This window comes from Leptolyngbya sp. NIES-2104, assembly GCF_001485215.1.
Lineage (GTDB): Bacteria > Cyanobacteriota > Cyanobacteriia > Leptolyngbyales > Leptolyngbyaceae > Leptolyngbya.
Window position 1 is genome coordinate 1,710,013 of sequence record NZ_BBWW01000001.1, and the last position, 15,764, is coordinate 1,725,776.

The 15,764-nt window shown below is 48.5% G+C and carries 16 protein-coding genes; 14 read left to right on the plus strand and 2 right to left on the minus strand.

The annotated features are described in order from the left end of the window. Positions 1 to 138: 138 nt before the first annotated feature. Both NIES2104_RS07830 and NIES2104_RS07835 read left to right on the plus strand, forming a co-directional pair. Positions 139 to 915, plus strand: coding sequence for a DUF2887 domain-containing protein (locus tag NIES2104_RS07830; protein ID WP_058997359.1), 777 nt, complete (start codon positions 139 to 141; stop codon positions 913 to 915). A gap of 143 nt (positions 916 to 1,058) precedes the next feature. After that, positions 1,059 to 2,183: an AI-2E family transporter gene (locus tag NIES2104_RS07835; protein WP_059001613.1), complete on the plus strand. Its 1,125-nt coding sequence runs from the start codon at positions 1,059 to 1,061 to the stop codon at positions 2,181 to 2,183. 200 nt (positions 2,184 to 2,383) lie between these two features. Here the strand turns inward: NIES2104_RS07835 and ald are convergent, their stop codons facing one another. Next, the gene (gene ald / locus NIES2104_RS07840; RefSeq protein ID WP_058997360.1) at positions 2,384 to 3,478 is read right to left on the minus strand and encodes an alanine dehydrogenase; all 1,095 of its coding nucleotides are present in this window, start codon (positions 3,476 to 3,478) and stop codon (positions 2,384 to 2,386) included. Between the two features lie 114 nt (positions 3,479 to 3,592). On the opposite strand from ald, the gene NIES2104_RS30735 reads away from it, so the two are divergent. From NIES2104_RS30735 to NIES2104_RS07895, 12 genes are all read left to right on the plus strand, one after another. Then, positions 3,593 to 3,763, plus strand: coding sequence for a chlorophyll a/b-binding protein (locus NIES2104_RS30735; RefSeq protein WP_072218042.1), 171 nt, complete (start codon positions 3,593 to 3,595; stop codon positions 3,761 to 3,763). 80 nt (positions 3,764 to 3,843) lie between these two features. Beyond that, complete coding sequence (locus NIES2104_RS07845) at positions 3,844 to 4,149, plus strand: hypothetical protein (protein WP_058997362.1); 306 nt, start codon at positions 3,844 to 3,846, stop codon at positions 4,147 to 4,149. After that, positions 4,133 to 4,543 carry a heavy metal-responsive transcriptional regulator gene (locus NIES2104_RS07850; RefSeq protein ID WP_058997364.1) on the plus strand — a complete coding sequence of 137 codons (411 nt, stop codon included), beginning with the start codon at positions 4,133 to 4,135 and terminating at the stop codon, positions 4,541 to 4,543. Before NIES2104_RS07845 ends, NIES2104_RS07850 begins: the two co-directional genes overlap by 17 nt. A 66-nt stretch (positions 4,544 to 4,609) precedes the next feature. Further along, entirely contained in the window at positions 4,610 to 5,224 is a 615-nt protein-coding gene (locus NIES2104_RS07855) for a DUF3611 family protein (protein ID WP_058997366.1), read from the plus strand. 116 nt (positions 5,225 to 5,340) lie between these two features. Then, complete coding sequence (locus NIES2104_RS07860; RefSeq protein WP_058997367.1) at positions 5,341 to 6,507, plus strand: DegT/DnrJ/EryC1/StrS aminotransferase family protein; 1,167 nt, start codon at positions 5,341 to 5,343, stop codon at positions 6,505 to 6,507. Positions 6,508 to 6,511: 4 nt separating this feature from the next. Beyond that, entirely contained in the window at positions 6,512 to 7,393 is an 882-nt protein-coding gene (gene crtB, locus NIES2104_RS07865) for a cyanoexosortase B (RefSeq protein WP_058997369.1), read from the plus strand. Continuing rightward, positions 7,393 to 8,064, plus strand: coding sequence for a cyanoexosortase B system-associated protein (locus NIES2104_RS07870; RefSeq protein WP_058997372.1), 672 nt, complete (start codon positions 7,393 to 7,395; stop codon positions 8,062 to 8,064). The genes crtB and NIES2104_RS07870 overlap by 1 nt, the downstream gene beginning before the upstream one ends. 100 nt (positions 8,065 to 8,164) lie before the next feature. After that, on the plus strand, positions 8,165 to 9,376 hold the full coding sequence (locus tag NIES2104_RS07875) for a polysaccharide biosynthesis/export family protein (protein WP_225895216.1): 1,212 nt from the start codon (positions 8,165 to 8,167) through the stop codon (positions 9,374 to 9,376). 29 nt (positions 9,377 to 9,405) lie between these two features. Continuing rightward, positions 9,406 to 11,577: a polysaccharide biosynthesis tyrosine autokinase gene (locus NIES2104_RS07880; RefSeq protein WP_058997374.1), complete on the plus strand. Its 2,172-nt coding sequence runs from the start codon at positions 9,406 to 9,408 to the stop codon at positions 11,575 to 11,577. Positions 11,578 to 11,625: 48 nt separating this feature from the next. Further along, positions 11,626 to 11,895 carry a hypothetical protein gene (locus NIES2104_RS07885; RefSeq protein WP_058997376.1) on the plus strand — a complete coding sequence of 90 codons (270 nt, stop codon included), beginning with the start codon at positions 11,626 to 11,628 and terminating at the stop codon, positions 11,893 to 11,895. A 15-nt stretch (positions 11,896 to 11,910) separates the two neighbouring features. After that, a complete protein-coding gene (locus NIES2104_RS07890; protein ID WP_202815155.1) occupies positions 11,911 to 12,243 on the plus strand; it encodes a type II toxin-antitoxin system PemK/MazF family toxin in 333 nt (110 codons plus the stop codon). A gap of 99 nt (positions 12,244 to 12,342) precedes the next feature. Next, entirely contained in the window at positions 12,343 to 13,689 is a 1,347-nt protein-coding gene (locus NIES2104_RS07895) for an FAD-dependent oxidoreductase (RefSeq protein ID WP_058997380.1), read from the plus strand. An 18-nt stretch (positions 13,690 to 13,707) separates the two neighbouring features. Here the strand turns inward: NIES2104_RS07895 and NIES2104_RS07900 are convergent, their stop codons facing one another. Further along, the gene (locus NIES2104_RS07900) at positions 13,708 to 15,648 is read right to left on the minus strand and encodes a diguanylate cyclase domain-containing protein (protein ID WP_058997386.1); all 1,941 of its coding nucleotides are present in this window, start codon (positions 15,646 to 15,648) and stop codon (positions 13,708 to 13,710) included. Positions 15,649 to 15,764 lie beyond the last annotated feature (116 nt).

Genomic DNA, 15,764 nt, shown 5'->3' on the forward strand with positions numbered 1-15,764 from the left:
TTCGAGCAAATCAATTTTTGCCTTTGCCTAGAATACGACCTTCCTGCTCCATTCTTGTAGCGAGTCACACAATCCCCATCGCAAGACAGTAGAAAAAATTTCGGGATCACGTTCAATCTGAGAAGTACACTTGTTTTTATGAAAACTGACTCAATTTTCTACAAAATATTCCAAACTGCTCCCAGTACGTTCTTTGAGTTGATTGGTGAGACTGATCCTCGATCGAGCGCTTACGGGTTTGGCTCTCAAGAAGTGAAGCAAACGAGTTTTACGATCGATGGCATCTTTTTTCCACCGCTCCGAATGCGTCAAGCGCCCATTTATTTTGTGGAAGCTCAAGGGTACAGAGAGGAGGAAAACTTCTATTACCGATTCTTTGGTGAAGTTCATCTGTACCTGAAAGACTACAAACCCGTGAATCCCTGGCAAGCGGTGGTTATCTTTACTGAGAAACGCTTTGACCCTGGACTGCCACATCCTTATTCTGAATACGATAATAATCCGAGGTTACAACGGATCTATCTCAACAAACTACCGCCGGAGATGGGCGATCGCTCAATAGGACTGGGACTTCTGCAACTGATCGGGACGAAACCGAAACAGGCTCCAACGAAAGGACGGGCGTTAATCGATCGCACTCGTCAAGAAGTTACAGATGTGACAGTACAGCGAAATTTCATAGAATTGATCGAGACCGTTTTCGTATACAAATTTCCACAGCTAACTTTCGGGGAGATAGGCGAAATGCTAGGACTTGGGGATCTAAGACAAACTCGTGCATATCAACAGGCGCAAGAAGAAGTGCTTGAAAAAACCGTGCCTCTTTTGCTTCAGAGTGGAATGACTGTTGAGCAAATCGCTGCACAAACCGGTTTTCCAGTAGAAACTATTCAGCGCTTCGTTCCTCAAAATTAGGAGCGGTGCAATGTGGAGACTGGAAGATTTGAAGAAAACTGATCGTCGATGTCGCATCCCTCTCGTAAGGCAGTAGAAAAAATTTCGAGATCACGTTCAATCTGAAGAGTACACTCAATCAGGTTCGATAAGGAGTGATCACGGTGGGACTCGGCAAATGGATCGGATTTTTGGCATTCACGATTTCGCTCTATATTCTCTGGGAGCTTCGTCAAGTCTTGCTGCTAGTCTTCGCGGCAGTCGTATTTGCGACCGCGCTGAGTAGTCTGGCGAAGTCGCTGCAACGATTTGGATTGAAGCGCGGAGGAGCAGTGCTAGTCTCGATCGTGACGCTCATTGTGCTGATGGTGTTATTTGTCGGGCTGATTGTGCCGCCGTTTATTTCACAGTTTCAGCAGTTGATTGAATTAGTGCCGAGAGGCTTCGATCGCGCTCAAACTTGGTTTGATCAAATGCAGCAGATGATTCCTGGATCGTCGCAGTATTTACCAGGTGTCGATGATTTGGTGCGGCAGGTTCAACCGCTGGTCACTCGATTGTTAGGAAATTTCGTTGCGCTGTTCTCGAATGCGTTGACGGCACTATTGAATGTTTTGTTGGTGTTGATCTTGACGATCATGTTGTTGATTAATCCCCAACCGTATCGCCAAGGATTTATTGCGCTGTTTCCGTCGTTTTATCGCAGACGTGCGGATCAAATTCTTTCATTGTGCGAAGTGTCGCTAGTGAACTGGATTATTGGAATTTTGATCAACATGGTCGTGATTGGTCTTGTAAGTGGAATTGCTTTGCTGATTCTGGGTGTGCCGCTTGTGTTGGCGAATGCCCTTTTAGCGGGATTGTTAGAGGCGATTCCGAATGTGGGTCCGGTGTTGAGTGTGATTCCACCGATCGCGGTTGCGCTCCTCGATGCGCCTTGGAAAGCTTTGGCAGTTCTAATCGTTTACGTTTTGATTCAGCAGCTTGAACAGTATTTGCTCGTTCCGTTTGTGATGTCGAAGCAGGTGTCAATTTTGCCAGCGGTGACTTTGATTTCGCAGGTTGTTTGTGCGATCGCGTTCGGGTTTCTCGGTTTGTTTCTGGCAATTCCCTTAGTGATTGTGGGTCAGATTTGGGTGAGAGAAGCGCTCGTGCGCGACATTCTCGATCGCTGGCGCAAAGATGAATACGAGGCGCAAATTATCGAACACGCACAAGTGGAATTAGAGAAATTGCCAGAAGCACCGCAAGAAGTAATTGATGCGCCAGACAAATCAGATGTGTCCTAAATTGACGCGAGTTTGACAAGTCTTTAAGTCTTTTCGCTTCGATGCGGTCTCGCCCCGGAATGAAATTCGGGGCTAATCGCGCGAAGCCCACTAAAGGGGGCTGAAGACGGGTGAATCTAGCGGCTTGCAGTCCTGAAGGGACTTCGCACCGTCAGCCCCGAATTCTATTCCGGGGCGAATGGACAACGGAGCGAAGGAACTCATTGATCGGACGTTAAATCGGGAAAGACTTCTTGAACTGCGGGATGAATCAAATGGTGATTTTGCACATTTAATCCTTTGGCTAAGGCAGAATCCCGATCGAGTGCCGTCATTCCATAGTTTGCCAACTTGATCACATACGGTAGCGTACTATTATTCAACGCTTGCGTTGCCGTCCAGGGAACAGCTCCAGGCATATTGGGCACACCATAATGCACGACACCTTCATCGACATAAGTTGGCTCTGTGTGAGAGGTTGGATGCAGCGTTTCAATACAGCCACCTTGATCGACTGCGACATCGACGATTACAGAACCCGATCGCATTTGTTTCACCAAGTCTCTCGATACCAAGGTCGGAGCTTTTCGCCCTGGAATCAGCACTGAGCCAATCAGTAAATCAGCCTGCGGCACAAGTTCCTCAATATGGCTGGAATTGCTGTAAAGTAGCTCAACGCGTGAACCGAAAATCGTTTCGAGATACGACAAGCGATCGACATTCACATCGAGAATTGTCACTTGTGCACCCATCCCGATCGCCATTCTCGCCGCTTCCGTTCCGACCATTCCGCCACCAAGAATCACGACTCGCCCCGGTCTAACTCCCGGAACACCGCCGAGCAAGACACCCCGACCGCCTTGTTGTCGTTCTAAATAGCGCGATCCGAACTGCACCGATAAGCGTCCGGCGATAATGCTCATCGGGGTTAATAAGGGCAAACGTCGATCGGGAAGTTCAACGGTTTCATACGCGATCGCGCTCACGCCTGAATCTAATAATTGCTCGGTCAATCGTCGATTCGCTGCTAGATGCAAATAGGTAAAGAGCAATTTCCCTTTTTGCAGAAAATCGTATTCCGAGGAGAGCGGTTCTTTGACTTTCACGACCAATTCGCGATCCCAGACTTCCTTGGCGTGAGAAACGATCAAGGCTCCTGCTTGTGTGTATTCTGCATCAGTAAACCCCGATCCCGTGCCCGCATTCGACTCGACAAAGACCGAATGCCCCTGCTCTACCAACACCCGCACACTACTTGGACTTAGACCCACTCGGAACTCTTGATCCTTTGTTTCTTTGGGCACACCAATTTCCATAGTCAACCTCGATCGATATATCTCTAATTTAATCGGCAATTTATGGGAGAGCCGTCATTCGAGAGCGAGTCATGTTTAGAATGAGGACGAAGAATTGTAAAAGCTTTGTTCACCATGACCCAGACTCAACCCACCGTGACTCCGAAACTGGAGAATCCGAAATTTGGCTTTAATGATTATGCCGAGCGATTGAATGGACGGGCTGCAATGATCGGTTTTGTCGCAGCGCTGATCGTGGAATATGTTACCGGACAAGGCGTACTCACCTGGCTGGGACTGATTTAAGCGTGTCTGAAGACTGAGGGATTTCACCGTCTCTCAGTCGAAGCCTTTAAAATAGAATTCAGCGTATTCCCGGAAAATCTATGAACGTTTTATGGTTTCGCTTTTTGAGAACGTTTTATCGCAAAGAGCCACTGACCGCATTTATTCTGACCGCAGGTGCAATGAATGTCGCGATCGGAGGATTTGATCAAAGCACGTCGCTTGTGATGTTTGGACTAAGTACGGTTTCACTTTCCTTTCTCTTCCGCTGGTGGTCGCTGTCTCAACGTCCTGCACCCGTGCGCGTCACTCCTTCAGACGATCGCCCGACTCGAATGCCTCGCGCCTTACCCGAACGGTCTTCCCGTCCTTCGCTCCCTGATTTAAGAAATGCTGAAAATCGGTGAAGCTGCTGCGAAAAGCGGTTTACCTGTTAAAACGATTCGCTATTACGACGATATTGGATTGCTTGCGCCGACCGTCGAGCGATCGCAGTCTGGATATCGGTTATTTCTGCCGCAGGTTGTCGATCGATTGGCATTCATCAAACGAGCGCAGTCACTAGGACTGAGTTTAGAAGAAGTGAAAGAAATTCTGGCAGTACACGATCGAGGGGTGTTGCCTTGTGAAACCGTGAAAGGGCAGATTCAAGACAAAATCGCTCAAATCACGGAACAGATCGAACAGTTGAATACGCTCCGAACGGAATTACAATCGGTTCTGTCGCAGTGGCAAGAACCCGCACCAGAATTCGTCGAAACTACGATTTGTCCGAATTTGGAAGCCAAGAGATCGTTCTAGAGAGAGTCGTCTCGATCGTTCCTCTCGAATAGCTTGTGAAATAACAAGTCGATCGAGGAAAGAAGAATGCAACCTCATACACCACTTCCCGCCACTGAAGATGATTCTCTTGTTCATAAATTAGGACAGATTGGACGGATTTTGCGTCTGATTGGATGGTCGGGGATCGTGACTCAGCTTGGACTCGGAATTGCCGCAGGAGTTCTACTACTGTTCGCGATCGCGGGACGCAATTTTAACAACGCGATTAGTTCTCAAGAAAATAATACCGCTGGCACGACTCCTGGACTTGGAATTGCTACGTTTTGGGCAGTGTGCGCGATCGCGGTTTTACTGTACACGGCGTTTCTGGCATTTCGTCAATTGCTGTTTGCTCGTCGGTTGCGTCATGCAAATCACGATCGACATCCGAAAAAAAGCGACGTGATTCAAGTCTTAAAACTTGGCATTTTGGCAGGTTTTATCGGTATGGCGTTTTCTATTTTGGGTGGCGGTTCAGCATTGGGGGTGTTGTTATCAAAATCGATTTCACAACCGCAAGGAGTCGCCATTTATGATCCGACTCGAATTATTCGCCCACTCGATGTGTTTCTGGCAATGGCGAACATGATCACGATGACGGCGCATTTTCTCGGAACGATCGCATCGGTGGCAACGGTGAATTGGTTACATCGTCAGTAAATGCGCTGGAATTGAAGCTCGATCGCTTGGGTACTCTGAACCAGTCAGACTCGCGACTCTAGATAGAGCGCGGTTTTGACTTTTCCGAGTTTTGACTCTATCGCGGCGGCTTCAATATGCAGAGCATCTCTCCTAGCGTTCCATTCGTTGATCTCGCTCCTCTTCACCAACCGATTCAGGCTCAGATCGAGCAGGCGATCCACGGTGTGCTTCAGCGCGGGGATTATGTGATGGGGCAGTCAGTGAAGGACTTCGAGCAGGCATTTTCTAAAGCTTGTGGAGTCGCGCATGGGGTTGGGGTCGCTTGTGGAACGGATGCGATCGCACTCGGTTTACAAGCTTGCGGAATTGGTCACGGCGATGAGGTGATTCTCCCTGCGAATACGTTTGTCGCAACCCTGATCGGGGTTTTGCGCTGTGGCGCGACACCGATTTTAGTTGATTGCGATCCAAAGACTGCTTTGATCGATTTAGCAGCAGCAGAACGGGCGATTACACCCCGAACAAGAGCGATCGTACCTGTGCATCTTTACGGGCAAATGGTTTCTCCCTGTTTGCTCAGAGATTTAGCGCACACTTACGAATTGATTATTTTTGAAGATGCTGCACAAGCGCATTTAGCAGAACGTGAAGGGATTCGGGCAGGCTCGATCGGGCTAGCGGCTGCATTTAGTTTCTATCCGAGTAAGAACCTAGGCGCGTTAGGCGATGGCGGCATGGTCGTCACAAAAGACGAAGCGATCGCAACAAAATTACGCACGTTAAGAAACTACGGTGCACCCCGCAAATATTTTCATACCGACTTCGGAACCAATAGCCGACTCGACTCGATTCAAGCGGCGATTTTGAATGTGAAACTACCACATCTTCACAGTTGGAATCGCGATCGTGCTCAAATTGCCGAACAATACAACGCCCTTCTAAAACCGTTGCAGTCACGTGGATTAGTCCCAATTTTTAATCAAAGCGGAAAAGGTCATGTTTATCACCTGTATGTGATGCGGGTGCTGAAATCAGGAGTGATCGATCGAGAAATGCTACAAGAACGCCTCGAAGCTCAAGGCATTCAGACGGGAATTCACTATCCGTTACCGTGTCACTTGCAGCCCGCGTTTAGAAATTTGGGCTATCGAGCAGGCGCTTTTCCGATCGCTGAAAGTCTGTGTGACGAGATCATTTCGCTGCCGATGTATCCCGGTTTGACTGAAGCGCAAGTGATTCAAGTCGTTGGCGCGATCGAAGAAAGTCTCGCAACTCCCGTTACTGTCGAACTCCCGGTGTAAGGCTATGCAAATTCGGCGTTTTTCATTTCTCGATCGACATTGGAGCGATCTGGTTCTCCTGGGATTACTGGCAATCTTATATGTTCCGTTGCTGATTCATTGGTACGACGGCTGGATCAGAAAATCGATCAGCATTGAACATGAATATTTTAGTCACGGCATCATTGGTTTACCTTTCGCAGCAAATATCGCTTGGTACAACCGGAAACGCTGGACTCGACTTTCAGACACGGTTGGATCAGCCAGATTTGTAAGTCTTGGATTGATTCTGCTTGCAGGAGTGTTTTATCTCAGCGGACTGCCTGATCCGGTCAATCTTTCATTGCCGATTTTATTGACCGCAATCTGTCTCTGGCTTAAAGGATTACCCGGATTGAAGCTGCAATCCTTTCCTCTATTGCTCGTCTTCTTGGCAACCCCGAACGAAATCCCATACTTGCTTGCACCATATACAATGCCGCTTCAAAGTTTTATTGCGGGGACAGCAGGCTTTATTTTGAATCAGATCGGCATGGATGTCACGGTTCAGAACATTTACTTATCTGTCAACAATCGCCGAGTCGAAGTGGCTCCCTATTGTGCTGGCTTGAAAATGCTTTTCACCAGTTCGTACGTGGCATTGATGATTCTGTATTGGACAAACAATTTACGATCGCGTTCTTTCTCGATCGTTTTTCTCATCGCCACTCTCTTCATCAGCGTCACTGCAAACGTTATTCGCAATACGCTTCTCACTTTCTTCCACGGTACGGGTCAAGATTCAGCATTCCACTTACTTCATGATGGCTGGGGTGGCGATGTCTACTCGGCTGCAATGCTGGGTTTACTAATAGTGCTGTCAAACCAGATGGAAAAATTCTTCGCACCATCCAGCCCCCAATCCTGATGTTAGTTTCGTTCGCCAAGTCTAATGTTCCGAAGGTTGTTCTACTGCTCATCTTGCTCGGATTGATTTGCTTTGGTGCACTGCCCGGATATTTATCAGGGGGAGAATGGCGCTGGAAAGCTCCGCCTCAAGTGGCAGTATTAAACCAAATGAAAGCGCTGAAAAAAGACGGCATTGAAATTTCAGGTTGGCAAACGATCGAGAAAAACGTGATGCAGATCGGCGATCGTAAATGGATGGTGGAAGCGCTCAAAGATTCCAAGCAAACCCAAGCCACCGTTTTCTTTTTGCCGCAAGCTCGATCGATCGACCAACCGCAAGTGGAATGGGTAGACCTCGATGGTGCTCAAGGCTTAAAAACCGATTCCCATCGCCAAATTCAAATCGGTTCGATCACGGTTGAATTTCTTCGAGCTTGGACACCGAGACAAACTTATGCGGTGATGCGGTGGTATGCCTGGGAAGACGGGGGACATCCTGCGCCGTTTTGGTGGTTTGTTCGCGATCGTGCGCTTCAATGGCAGAATCGCCGCGCTGCTTGGATTGCCGTGAATGTCAGTTTAGCGATCGAGCCACTCGACGAAATCGCGCCGCACCGTAACACACTAGAGTCCTTAGTCCAAACCGTACAATCCGCCTTGACGACTCAAGTTTTGCGTTCTAACTCGTAAATCTGGGCATACTGAGCGCGGAAAACTCGGATGTCATTTGGGTGCATCTCAATACAATGTTGCTCACGATTGAGCTAGAAACCCCGCTGGACTGCTTCCCATGCGTTTAGTTGAATTTCATTTTCTCCGGTCTGCTCCGTATGGATGGATCACGTCACTGTTCATGGCGGGCGTGTACTCGATCGCTCCTGCAAGTTCGATCTGGCTATCTGCCCGAAGCGTTTCGGCTCAGCCTTCTGCACCCTTACCGACTCGTCCTTCTCCACTGGAGTTGATCGAACAAGCGCGGCAAAAATTACGCGACTCTGCGACTCCAGAAGTTCCCACGACTTCTAACAATACGTCGATCGCTCCCCCTGTGAATTCTTTTAATCTCTACCGACTCGGAGCAGGTGACACAATTTCTGTTCAAGTCCAGCGATTTGCTGATCTAAATTTTCAAGCGACGATCGACCAAGAAGGCAACATCACCGCGCCATTATTAGGAAAAGTTCCGCTTCAGGGATTAACGATCGCTCAAGCACAAGAACGCATCCAGCAAGGCGTGAATCGATTTGTGATTAATCCGGTCGTATTCGTTGCCCTAACGGGTCAGCGTCCGGTTCTCGTCACAGTGACAGGCGAAATTGCCAAACCGGGACTTTATACCCTGACGTTGCCTCGGACTTCTGCCGCTTTGTTACTAGCAGGTGGCGCAACCGGGCGGGCGGATTTGCGATCGGTACAAGTTAAACGATCGTTATCCGATGGCTCAATCCTTGAAGAAAAGCTCGATTTAGTCACACCCTTACAAGAAGGAACCCCCTTACCGGATCTCAAACTGCAAGATGGGGATGTGGTTGTAATTCCGAAGTTATCCGAGCAGGAGCAAAACTACGATCGTTTGCTCATGGCTCGATCGACGTTAGTTAAACCCCAAATCACCGTCCGACTTCTCAGCTATGCCAACAACGGACTTGGAACGCTAACCCTTCCAAATGGCAGCACTTTTCTGGATGCTCTGACGGCTGCAAGACCCGGACCTGATAACTCAAATCTGCGTCGAATTGCCTTAATTCGCTTCGATCCGATTCAGAAAAAAGCAGTCACTCGTGACATTGATGCCCGGAGCATTCTGAGCGGCAACATGGCTCAAAACGTTCAGCTTGAAGACAACGATGTGATTGTCATCGGTCGAAATCTCGTGGGCAGAATCACGTATGCGCTCAACACTTTCACCCAACCCTTCCGAGATGTGCTGGGCTTCTTGCTGTTCTTCCGTGAACTCCGCAGTGGAGCCGATAGCTTATTTGGTCCCACCGGACGCGAGTAATCACTTTAACTTCTAGTCAGGGCTTTCTTATGGTTCCACCGATCGTCAAACGTTATTTACTCGCGGTAAATCGCTACAAGTGGGTGATTCCAGCAGGGGTCATTGTAGGTTTGGGTGCAGGCGGTGTTGTGGCAGTCCAGCCTGAGCCGCCACTAAGCTACATCGGGGAATCCATACTCGTCTCGAATGCGCCCCCAATTACGTTTTCGACGATCGGTTCTCAAGTTCGCCAACCTGTAGAAGCCTTTACAGCAGAGACACTCCTCACCAATGAAGTCATAGAAGGGATTGCCAAAGAAGTGGACATCCAGCCAGATGTGCTGAGGAAAGGAACGACCATCAAAGTTCAGGCGGGCGGTGATGCCAAAGATCCTGCGGCTCAAAAAGCTCAGGTGAATATCGCTTACAAAGATGGCGATCAGAAGCGGGCTGGAGATGTCATTAGTCAATTATCTCGTCGCTTAGTGGAACAAAGTCGATTGAATAACACGGCTCGACTCCGATCAATTATCGGCGCGATCGAACAACGCCTACCGAAAGTGAAGCAAGAACTTTCCGACGCGGAACGCACTTTAGAACAATACGATCGCGTTGAAGGACCTCAGCTATTTGCCGCTCAAGATGGCAATATCATCAAATCAATTTCAGGCAGCCAACAACAGCAACAACAGCTTCGATTGCAGTTAGATGGCATCAATGCTCAAATTAGTAGCATTCAAGCAAAGCTTGGACTCGATCCGAATCAAGCTTATGTTTCCTCAGCTTTGAGTGCTGATCCGATCATTGCCAGTCTACGTGCTCAATTGCAGCAGATTGAATCACAAACGTCTGTTTTGCTAAAAGACTTACGCCCTGAACATCCTCAAGTCGTCACATTACGAAAACAGCAGCAAGCCTACGAAGAAGAGATTCGCAAACGAGCAACTGAAGTGATCGGTGGAAACGGTCAAGTGACCCCATTCATCGCCAATGTGCGCCAAGATAGCAGTCTTGATCCGGCTCGCCAACAATTAGCAAATACATTAGTTAACCTACAAACTCAGAAAGAATCTTTAGAGCAGCAAATTGTTTCAACCATTCGATCGGAACAAGAACTTAGACAACAGTTCTCAAGCATTCCAAACAAGCAACTAGAACGAACCCGGCTTGAAGATCAAGTCAAGCTGAAAAAGAACCTCTACGATCAAATGCAGCAAAAACTCGTGGATGCGAGAGCGGCTGAAGTTGAAATCGTGAGTAGCTTAGGATTGTCTCAATCTCCGACCGTTTCGCCAACAGGTATCAAAGCTCCGAAAAGTATTCCGATCACCCTAGCAGTTGGCGCGATCGTCGGTTTAGTCGTCGGTGCAGGTGTGATCTTCCTGCTCGATACGCTTGAAGGCACAATCTACACCGCAGAAGATCTACGCGAAGCCATTCGCCAAAGAGATGTGGTAATTCTCGGCATCTTACCGCTGGTGAAATCCTTTATCCCGAACGATTCCCCGATTCTAGTCAATCCCGATTCACCTTATGCAGAATACTATGAGCGCTTCCGCAGCAATCTTCGCCTTACCGAATCGAAGAATCTGCGGGTGATCATGATGATTAGCACGATCGAGAACGAAGGTAAAACAGTCACAGCGTATAATTTAGCGATCGCGTCCGCCCGCGCTGGCAAACGCACGTTATTGATCGAAGCCGATTTACGATCGTCCTCTGCCGCCCATCAAGTCAATCTCACCCCTGATCCCGATAGCCAACTCGAACCGCTCCGCTACTTCGGACAAATCAGCGATTGTATTCGACTCGCCCCCGATGTAGAAAATCTATATGTTGTCCCAAGTCCCGGTCCTCAACCAACCGCAGCATCATTACTCGAATCAAGCGAACTCCGCCGCTTACTCGAAGATGCACGCGGACGATTTGATCTGGTGATTCTCGACTCCCCACCACTTAGCAGATGTAATGATGCCCTGATTCTAGAGCCGTTCACAGATGGCATGGTGTTGGTGACTCGTCCGGGTGTCACTCAGCAAAGCTTGCTCGAAGAAGCGATCGACCAACTCACTGAAACCGCAAGTCTTCGTTTACTCGGTGCAGTCACGAACGGCGTTGAGGTGCAATTACCGCGTACCGCTGAAGAAGCATTGATGAATGATGCGAAACAGTGGTTATTTAACTCGGAGCCGGAAAACGTGGTAATGAGCGATCGTAACTAAGCGTGAGTCTGGCTTTTAGAATAGAAATAACCTCGACCAAGCCGTAAAATGACAGAAATCACCCTGCAACTGAATCATGAACTGCTACAAAAAGTGAATCGTTGGGCAGAAAGTAGAGGAATTTCTGTGAATGAAGCGATCGTGAATCTAATCGACCAGCTCCCTGAGTCAACTTTAGAACAGCGAAAAGCATTTCTCAGGCTGCCGCTTGCAGAGCGTCAGCGCATCTTGGCGGAACAGGCAGACGCGCTGACGTTTCATTATGAGCAAGATACCGAGTGGAAAGAGCTACAGGCAGGAGACATCGTTGAGTATTAGTCCGAAGCGGGTGAAATTTGGCTGGTTAACTTCGATCCTACTGTCGGATCAGAGATAAAAAAGGTTCGACCTGCCATTATCGTGAGTTCTGATCAGATTGGACGATTACCGCTGAAGTTAATCGCACCAATCACAGACTGGAAGAGCTACTTTGAGCAAAATCTCTGGCATATCCAAATTCAGCCTGATATTCAAAACGGACTTTCCAAAGTTTCAGCGATCGATGCGCTACAGATTCGGGGTGTGGATGTGCAGCGCATCAATCGCAAACTGGGAGAGGCTTCGGAAACAATCATGCAGGAGCTTGGAATCGCGATTGTCAGCATCATCGAGTTTCAACCCGAATAGTTTCTCAGGTTGGATCGTATCGAATTCCCTGAAAAATCAGATCAAATCGAGATGCAGGTACGCTAGGCTGAAAAAGCTAAAAACTCGATCGGAAAACCAATGTCTGAGCAAGTCTATGATGTCGTTGTCGTGGGTGGGGGTGTTGCTGGAGCCGCGTTACTGTATTCCCTCGCAAAATTCACAGATCTCAAACGAATCGCGCTGATTGAAAAGTATCCACGAGTTGCGACCGTTAATTCAAAACCGACGAACAATAGCCAAACGATTCATTGCGGCGACATTGAGACGAACTACAGTCTAGAAAAAGCGCTCAAAGTGCGGCGATCGGCAGACATGCTCGTGCGCTATGCCACCGAATTACCCTCTGAGATTCGCGATCGCGTTATTTATCGCTTTGACAAAATGGTCATCGGTGTCGGAGCCGAAGAATGCAACATCGTCCGGCAACGCTACGAGACTTTTAAGCCGCACTTTACAGGAATGCAACTGCTCGAAAAGTCACAGATTGCAGAGATTGAACCGCACGTCGTCAAGGCGAACGGACACGATCGACCTGAAGAATTAGTCGCGATCGCGGTTCTAAATGAACACAGCGCGGTGAACTATGGCACTCTAGCGCAGTCGATGGTCGAGCAAGCTCAGGAAGTTTCAGATAAGACCGTGAACCTGATTTTAGGGAGTCCGGTGCAAGCGATCGAGCAAGTGGGGGAAAATTATCAAATTACGATCGCCAACGATTCGATCACGGCTCGATTTGTGGTGGTTTCTGCTGGAGGGCACAGTCTATTATTCGCTCACCGAATGGGCATTGGATTGGAATATTCTTGTTTACCTGTTGCGGGAAATTTCTACTACACGCCTCAAGTTCTAAATGGCAAAGTGTACACGGTTCAAAACGATAAACTGCCGTTTGCGGCGATTCATGGCGATCCGGATGTGACTGAGCCTGGAAAGACTCGATTTGGTCCGACTGCGCTCCCGTTGCCCTTGTTAGAGCGCTACAATCTCCAGACTTTTGTGGACTATCTAGAAGTGTTGCGGCTCGATCGTAGTGTGAGTGCTGTGCTTTGGGATTTGTTCAGCGTGCGAGACATTCGCAACTATATTTTCAAGAATTTCGCCTTTGAAGTGCCGCTGATCAATCGTCGTCTGTTCCTCAAAGATGCGCGGAAGATTGTGCCATCGTTGCAGCTAGAGGATTTGACCTTTGCTCAAGGGGTCGGCGGCATTCGTCCTCAGCTTATTGATAAAACTCAGAATAAGTTAATTCTGGGACAAGCAGAAATTGATCCAGGTCACGGCATTCGATTTAATGTCACTCCTTCACCGGGCGCGACTACTTGTTTAGGGAATGCCGAAACGGATTTGCTACGAATTCAGCAACATTTAGGGTGCAATGTCGATCGGACTTGGTTTGATGCAGCGGATTTTGCGCGATCGATCTGATTCACTTCAGAAAAATTTCTACTTCTCAGCAGCGATCGAACATGGCTCACACCCCATTTGAATTCGATCGCGCCCCTGCTGCTTTGCACTGTAAAGAGCTGCATCAGCCTGCTTGATTAGGGATACAAACGTTGTTTCTGAATGGGGGATGAAACTCACGACACCAAGACTCAGCGTTACGAATTCGCTGATTTTAGAGCCAGAGTGAGGAATCTGAGCCTGCAAAATTTGCGCTTGAATTTTTTTCGCAACAGTCACCACTCCAGTCAACGAAGTATTCGGCAAAATCACGGCAAACTCTTCACCCCCGTAACGCGCCACTAAATCCGCTGGACGAGCGATCGCACATTTGATGTGCTGCGCTACCCGCTGCAAACACTCATCTCCCGCTAAATGTCCATAGCAATCATTGTACTGTTTGAAAAAATCGACATCACAAAGAATCAGTCCGAGCGGTTGCTGTTCACGACGGAGCCGCAACCATTCCTGAGCTAAATACTCATCAAAACACCGCCGATTTGCAACCTGAGTGAGTCCGTCTAGGTGCAAAAGTTGCTGAAGTTCTTGATTGGCAGCCTCTAGCTCAACCGTCCGCTGAGCAACCTGCTCCTCTAGGGTGGCGAACATCATTTTTAACTGGTCTGACATTTGGATAAATGCTTTCGACAGTCGTCCCAGTTCGTCCTGCCTTGAGGTCGGTAACTGCACCTCAAAATCGCCCTGAGTTAACTGCTCGGTCGAGTGCAGAAGTTGAGCGAGGGGTTGGGTGACTTGCACATTTAAAGCACGATAGATAAACACCATTTCGACCAAGAGCGCAATTCCGCCAGACAGCAAAACGAATCGTGCTGCACTCCCGGCACTACCCTGCATCAAAGATTGAGGATAAACCGTGACAAAATACCAGTCCGGACCCGCTAGTCGAGTCACTGCAATATATTCGCGATCGCGATCGTTTTCAATCACTCGTGCAGTCTGCAACTGATCATCCGAGTTGGTGGATTGAATCAAAGCGAGAATACGACTGAGATGGGGATCGGCTAGGTCTTGTACTCTCAATGTTCCGCGCTTTGCCGCGATCTGAGTCGTGAAATCGGGATGAGCAATCAATTGACCATCCTGCCGCACAATCAGGTTATACGTTCCAGCTAAGCGATCGACATTTGTGCGGTCGATCAAACTGTTCAACACAATATCATTGCCCACACTGGCAACGTGCTCTCCTGCGGCATTGTCGATCGGAGTGACGACAGAAACGACCCAATCTGGGCTAGCTGGATCTTGATAAGCATCTGTCCAAACGGTTTTCCGCTGCGGATCATGATCGCGATCGGAGAGGTAGAAAAACTTTTCATTGCGAACATCAAAATCACCCGCGACCATTAGCGGTCCGGGCACTTCGGGCCAGTAAGTGACAGCGACATTTTCCGGGGATGCGATCCAGGTATTGATAAAGCGATCGCGCCATGCAGGGGCATACTGCAACAGCAACTGCTCAAAGCGCTGAATCTGACGTTGAAGCGGTACAGTTAGAGGAACATTTCGCCCGACAAAAATCGATGGCTTTGACTGACCCTCAAACTGATGCCAATCCTGGTGTTCTGGAAAATTGCGGTGCGTGCCATCTGACCAATCAAGCAACCGCGTCAAAGGTTGAGCAGGCGAGGGTTGAGCAGCAAAAGCTTGCTTGAGCAAATTATGACGATCGGCGGCAAGTTGAAAGATAGCTTCCTCACGCTTACCCCGCTCAGTGACGTATTTCTGAAGCTGTTCCTGTGTGGCAAACTGCGCTTGTCCGACAATGTGCCCATAAGTCAGCAGCGCAGAAATGAGGAATATTCCTGTCATCCGAATCAGCAAATTGATCAAGGTATGGCGCGTCAACGAAGGCTGAACTTGCACAAGCGGAATCAATGGCTGAATCAAGAATTTTCCAGCTTGGCGCACCGTAAACATCATTGAAGCAATCTGAGTCAACTAAGATGAGAGACAGGAGAAGGTTAGTCAGTTCGTAGTGTACCTGTCAGGGAAGATTTCCGACACACAAAAATTTTCATTTCTTGTGAAAAAGCCAG

Coding starts and splice junctions, on each gene's coding strand:
- NIES2104_RS07885 (WP_058997376.1), top strand. CDS start 11,626: ATGACAGAAATCACCCTGCAACTGAATCATGAACTGCTACAAAAAGTG.
- NIES2104_RS30735 (WP_072218042.1), top strand. CDS start 3,593: ATGACCCAGACTCAACCCACCGTGACTCCGAAACTGGAGAATCCGAAA.
- ald (WP_058997360.1), bottom strand. CDS start 3,478: ATGGAAATTGGTGTGCCCAAAGAAACAAAGGATCAAGAGTTCCGAGTG.
- NIES2104_RS07845 (WP_058997362.1), top strand. CDS start 3,844: ATGAACGTTTTATGGTTTCGCTTTTTGAGAACGTTTTATCGCAAAGAG.
- NIES2104_RS07900 (WP_058997386.1), bottom strand. CDS start 15,648: ATGATGTTTACGGTGCGCCAAGCTGGAAAATTCTTGATTCAGCCATTG.
- NIES2104_RS07870 (WP_058997372.1), top strand. CDS start 7,393: ATGTTAGTTTCGTTCGCCAAGTCTAATGTTCCGAAGGTTGTTCTACTG.
- NIES2104_RS07875 (WP_225895216.1), top strand. CDS start 8,165: ATGCGTTTAGTTGAATTTCATTTTCTCCGGTCTGCTCCGTATGGATGG.
- NIES2104_RS07830 (WP_058997359.1), top strand. CDS start 139: ATGAAAACTGACTCAATTTTCTACAAAATATTCCAAACTGCTCCCAGT.
- NIES2104_RS07895 (WP_058997380.1), top strand. CDS start 12,343: ATGTCTGAGCAAGTCTATGATGTCGTTGTCGTGGGTGGGGGTGTTGCT.
- NIES2104_RS07855 (WP_058997366.1), top strand. CDS start 4,610: ATGCAACCTCATACACCACTTCCCGCCACTGAAGATGATTCTCTTGTT.
- NIES2104_RS07860 (WP_058997367.1), top strand. CDS start 5,341: ATGCAGAGCATCTCTCCTAGCGTTCCATTCGTTGATCTCGCTCCTCTT.
- NIES2104_RS07850 (WP_058997364.1), top strand. CDS start 4,133: ATGCTGAAAATCGGTGAAGCTGCTGCGAAAAGCGGTTTACCTGTTAAA.
- crtB (WP_058997369.1), top strand. CDS start 6,512: ATGCAAATTCGGCGTTTTTCATTTCTCGATCGACATTGGAGCGATCTG.
- NIES2104_RS07880 (WP_058997374.1), top strand. CDS start 9,406: ATGGTTCCACCGATCGTCAAACGTTATTTACTCGCGGTAAATCGCTAC.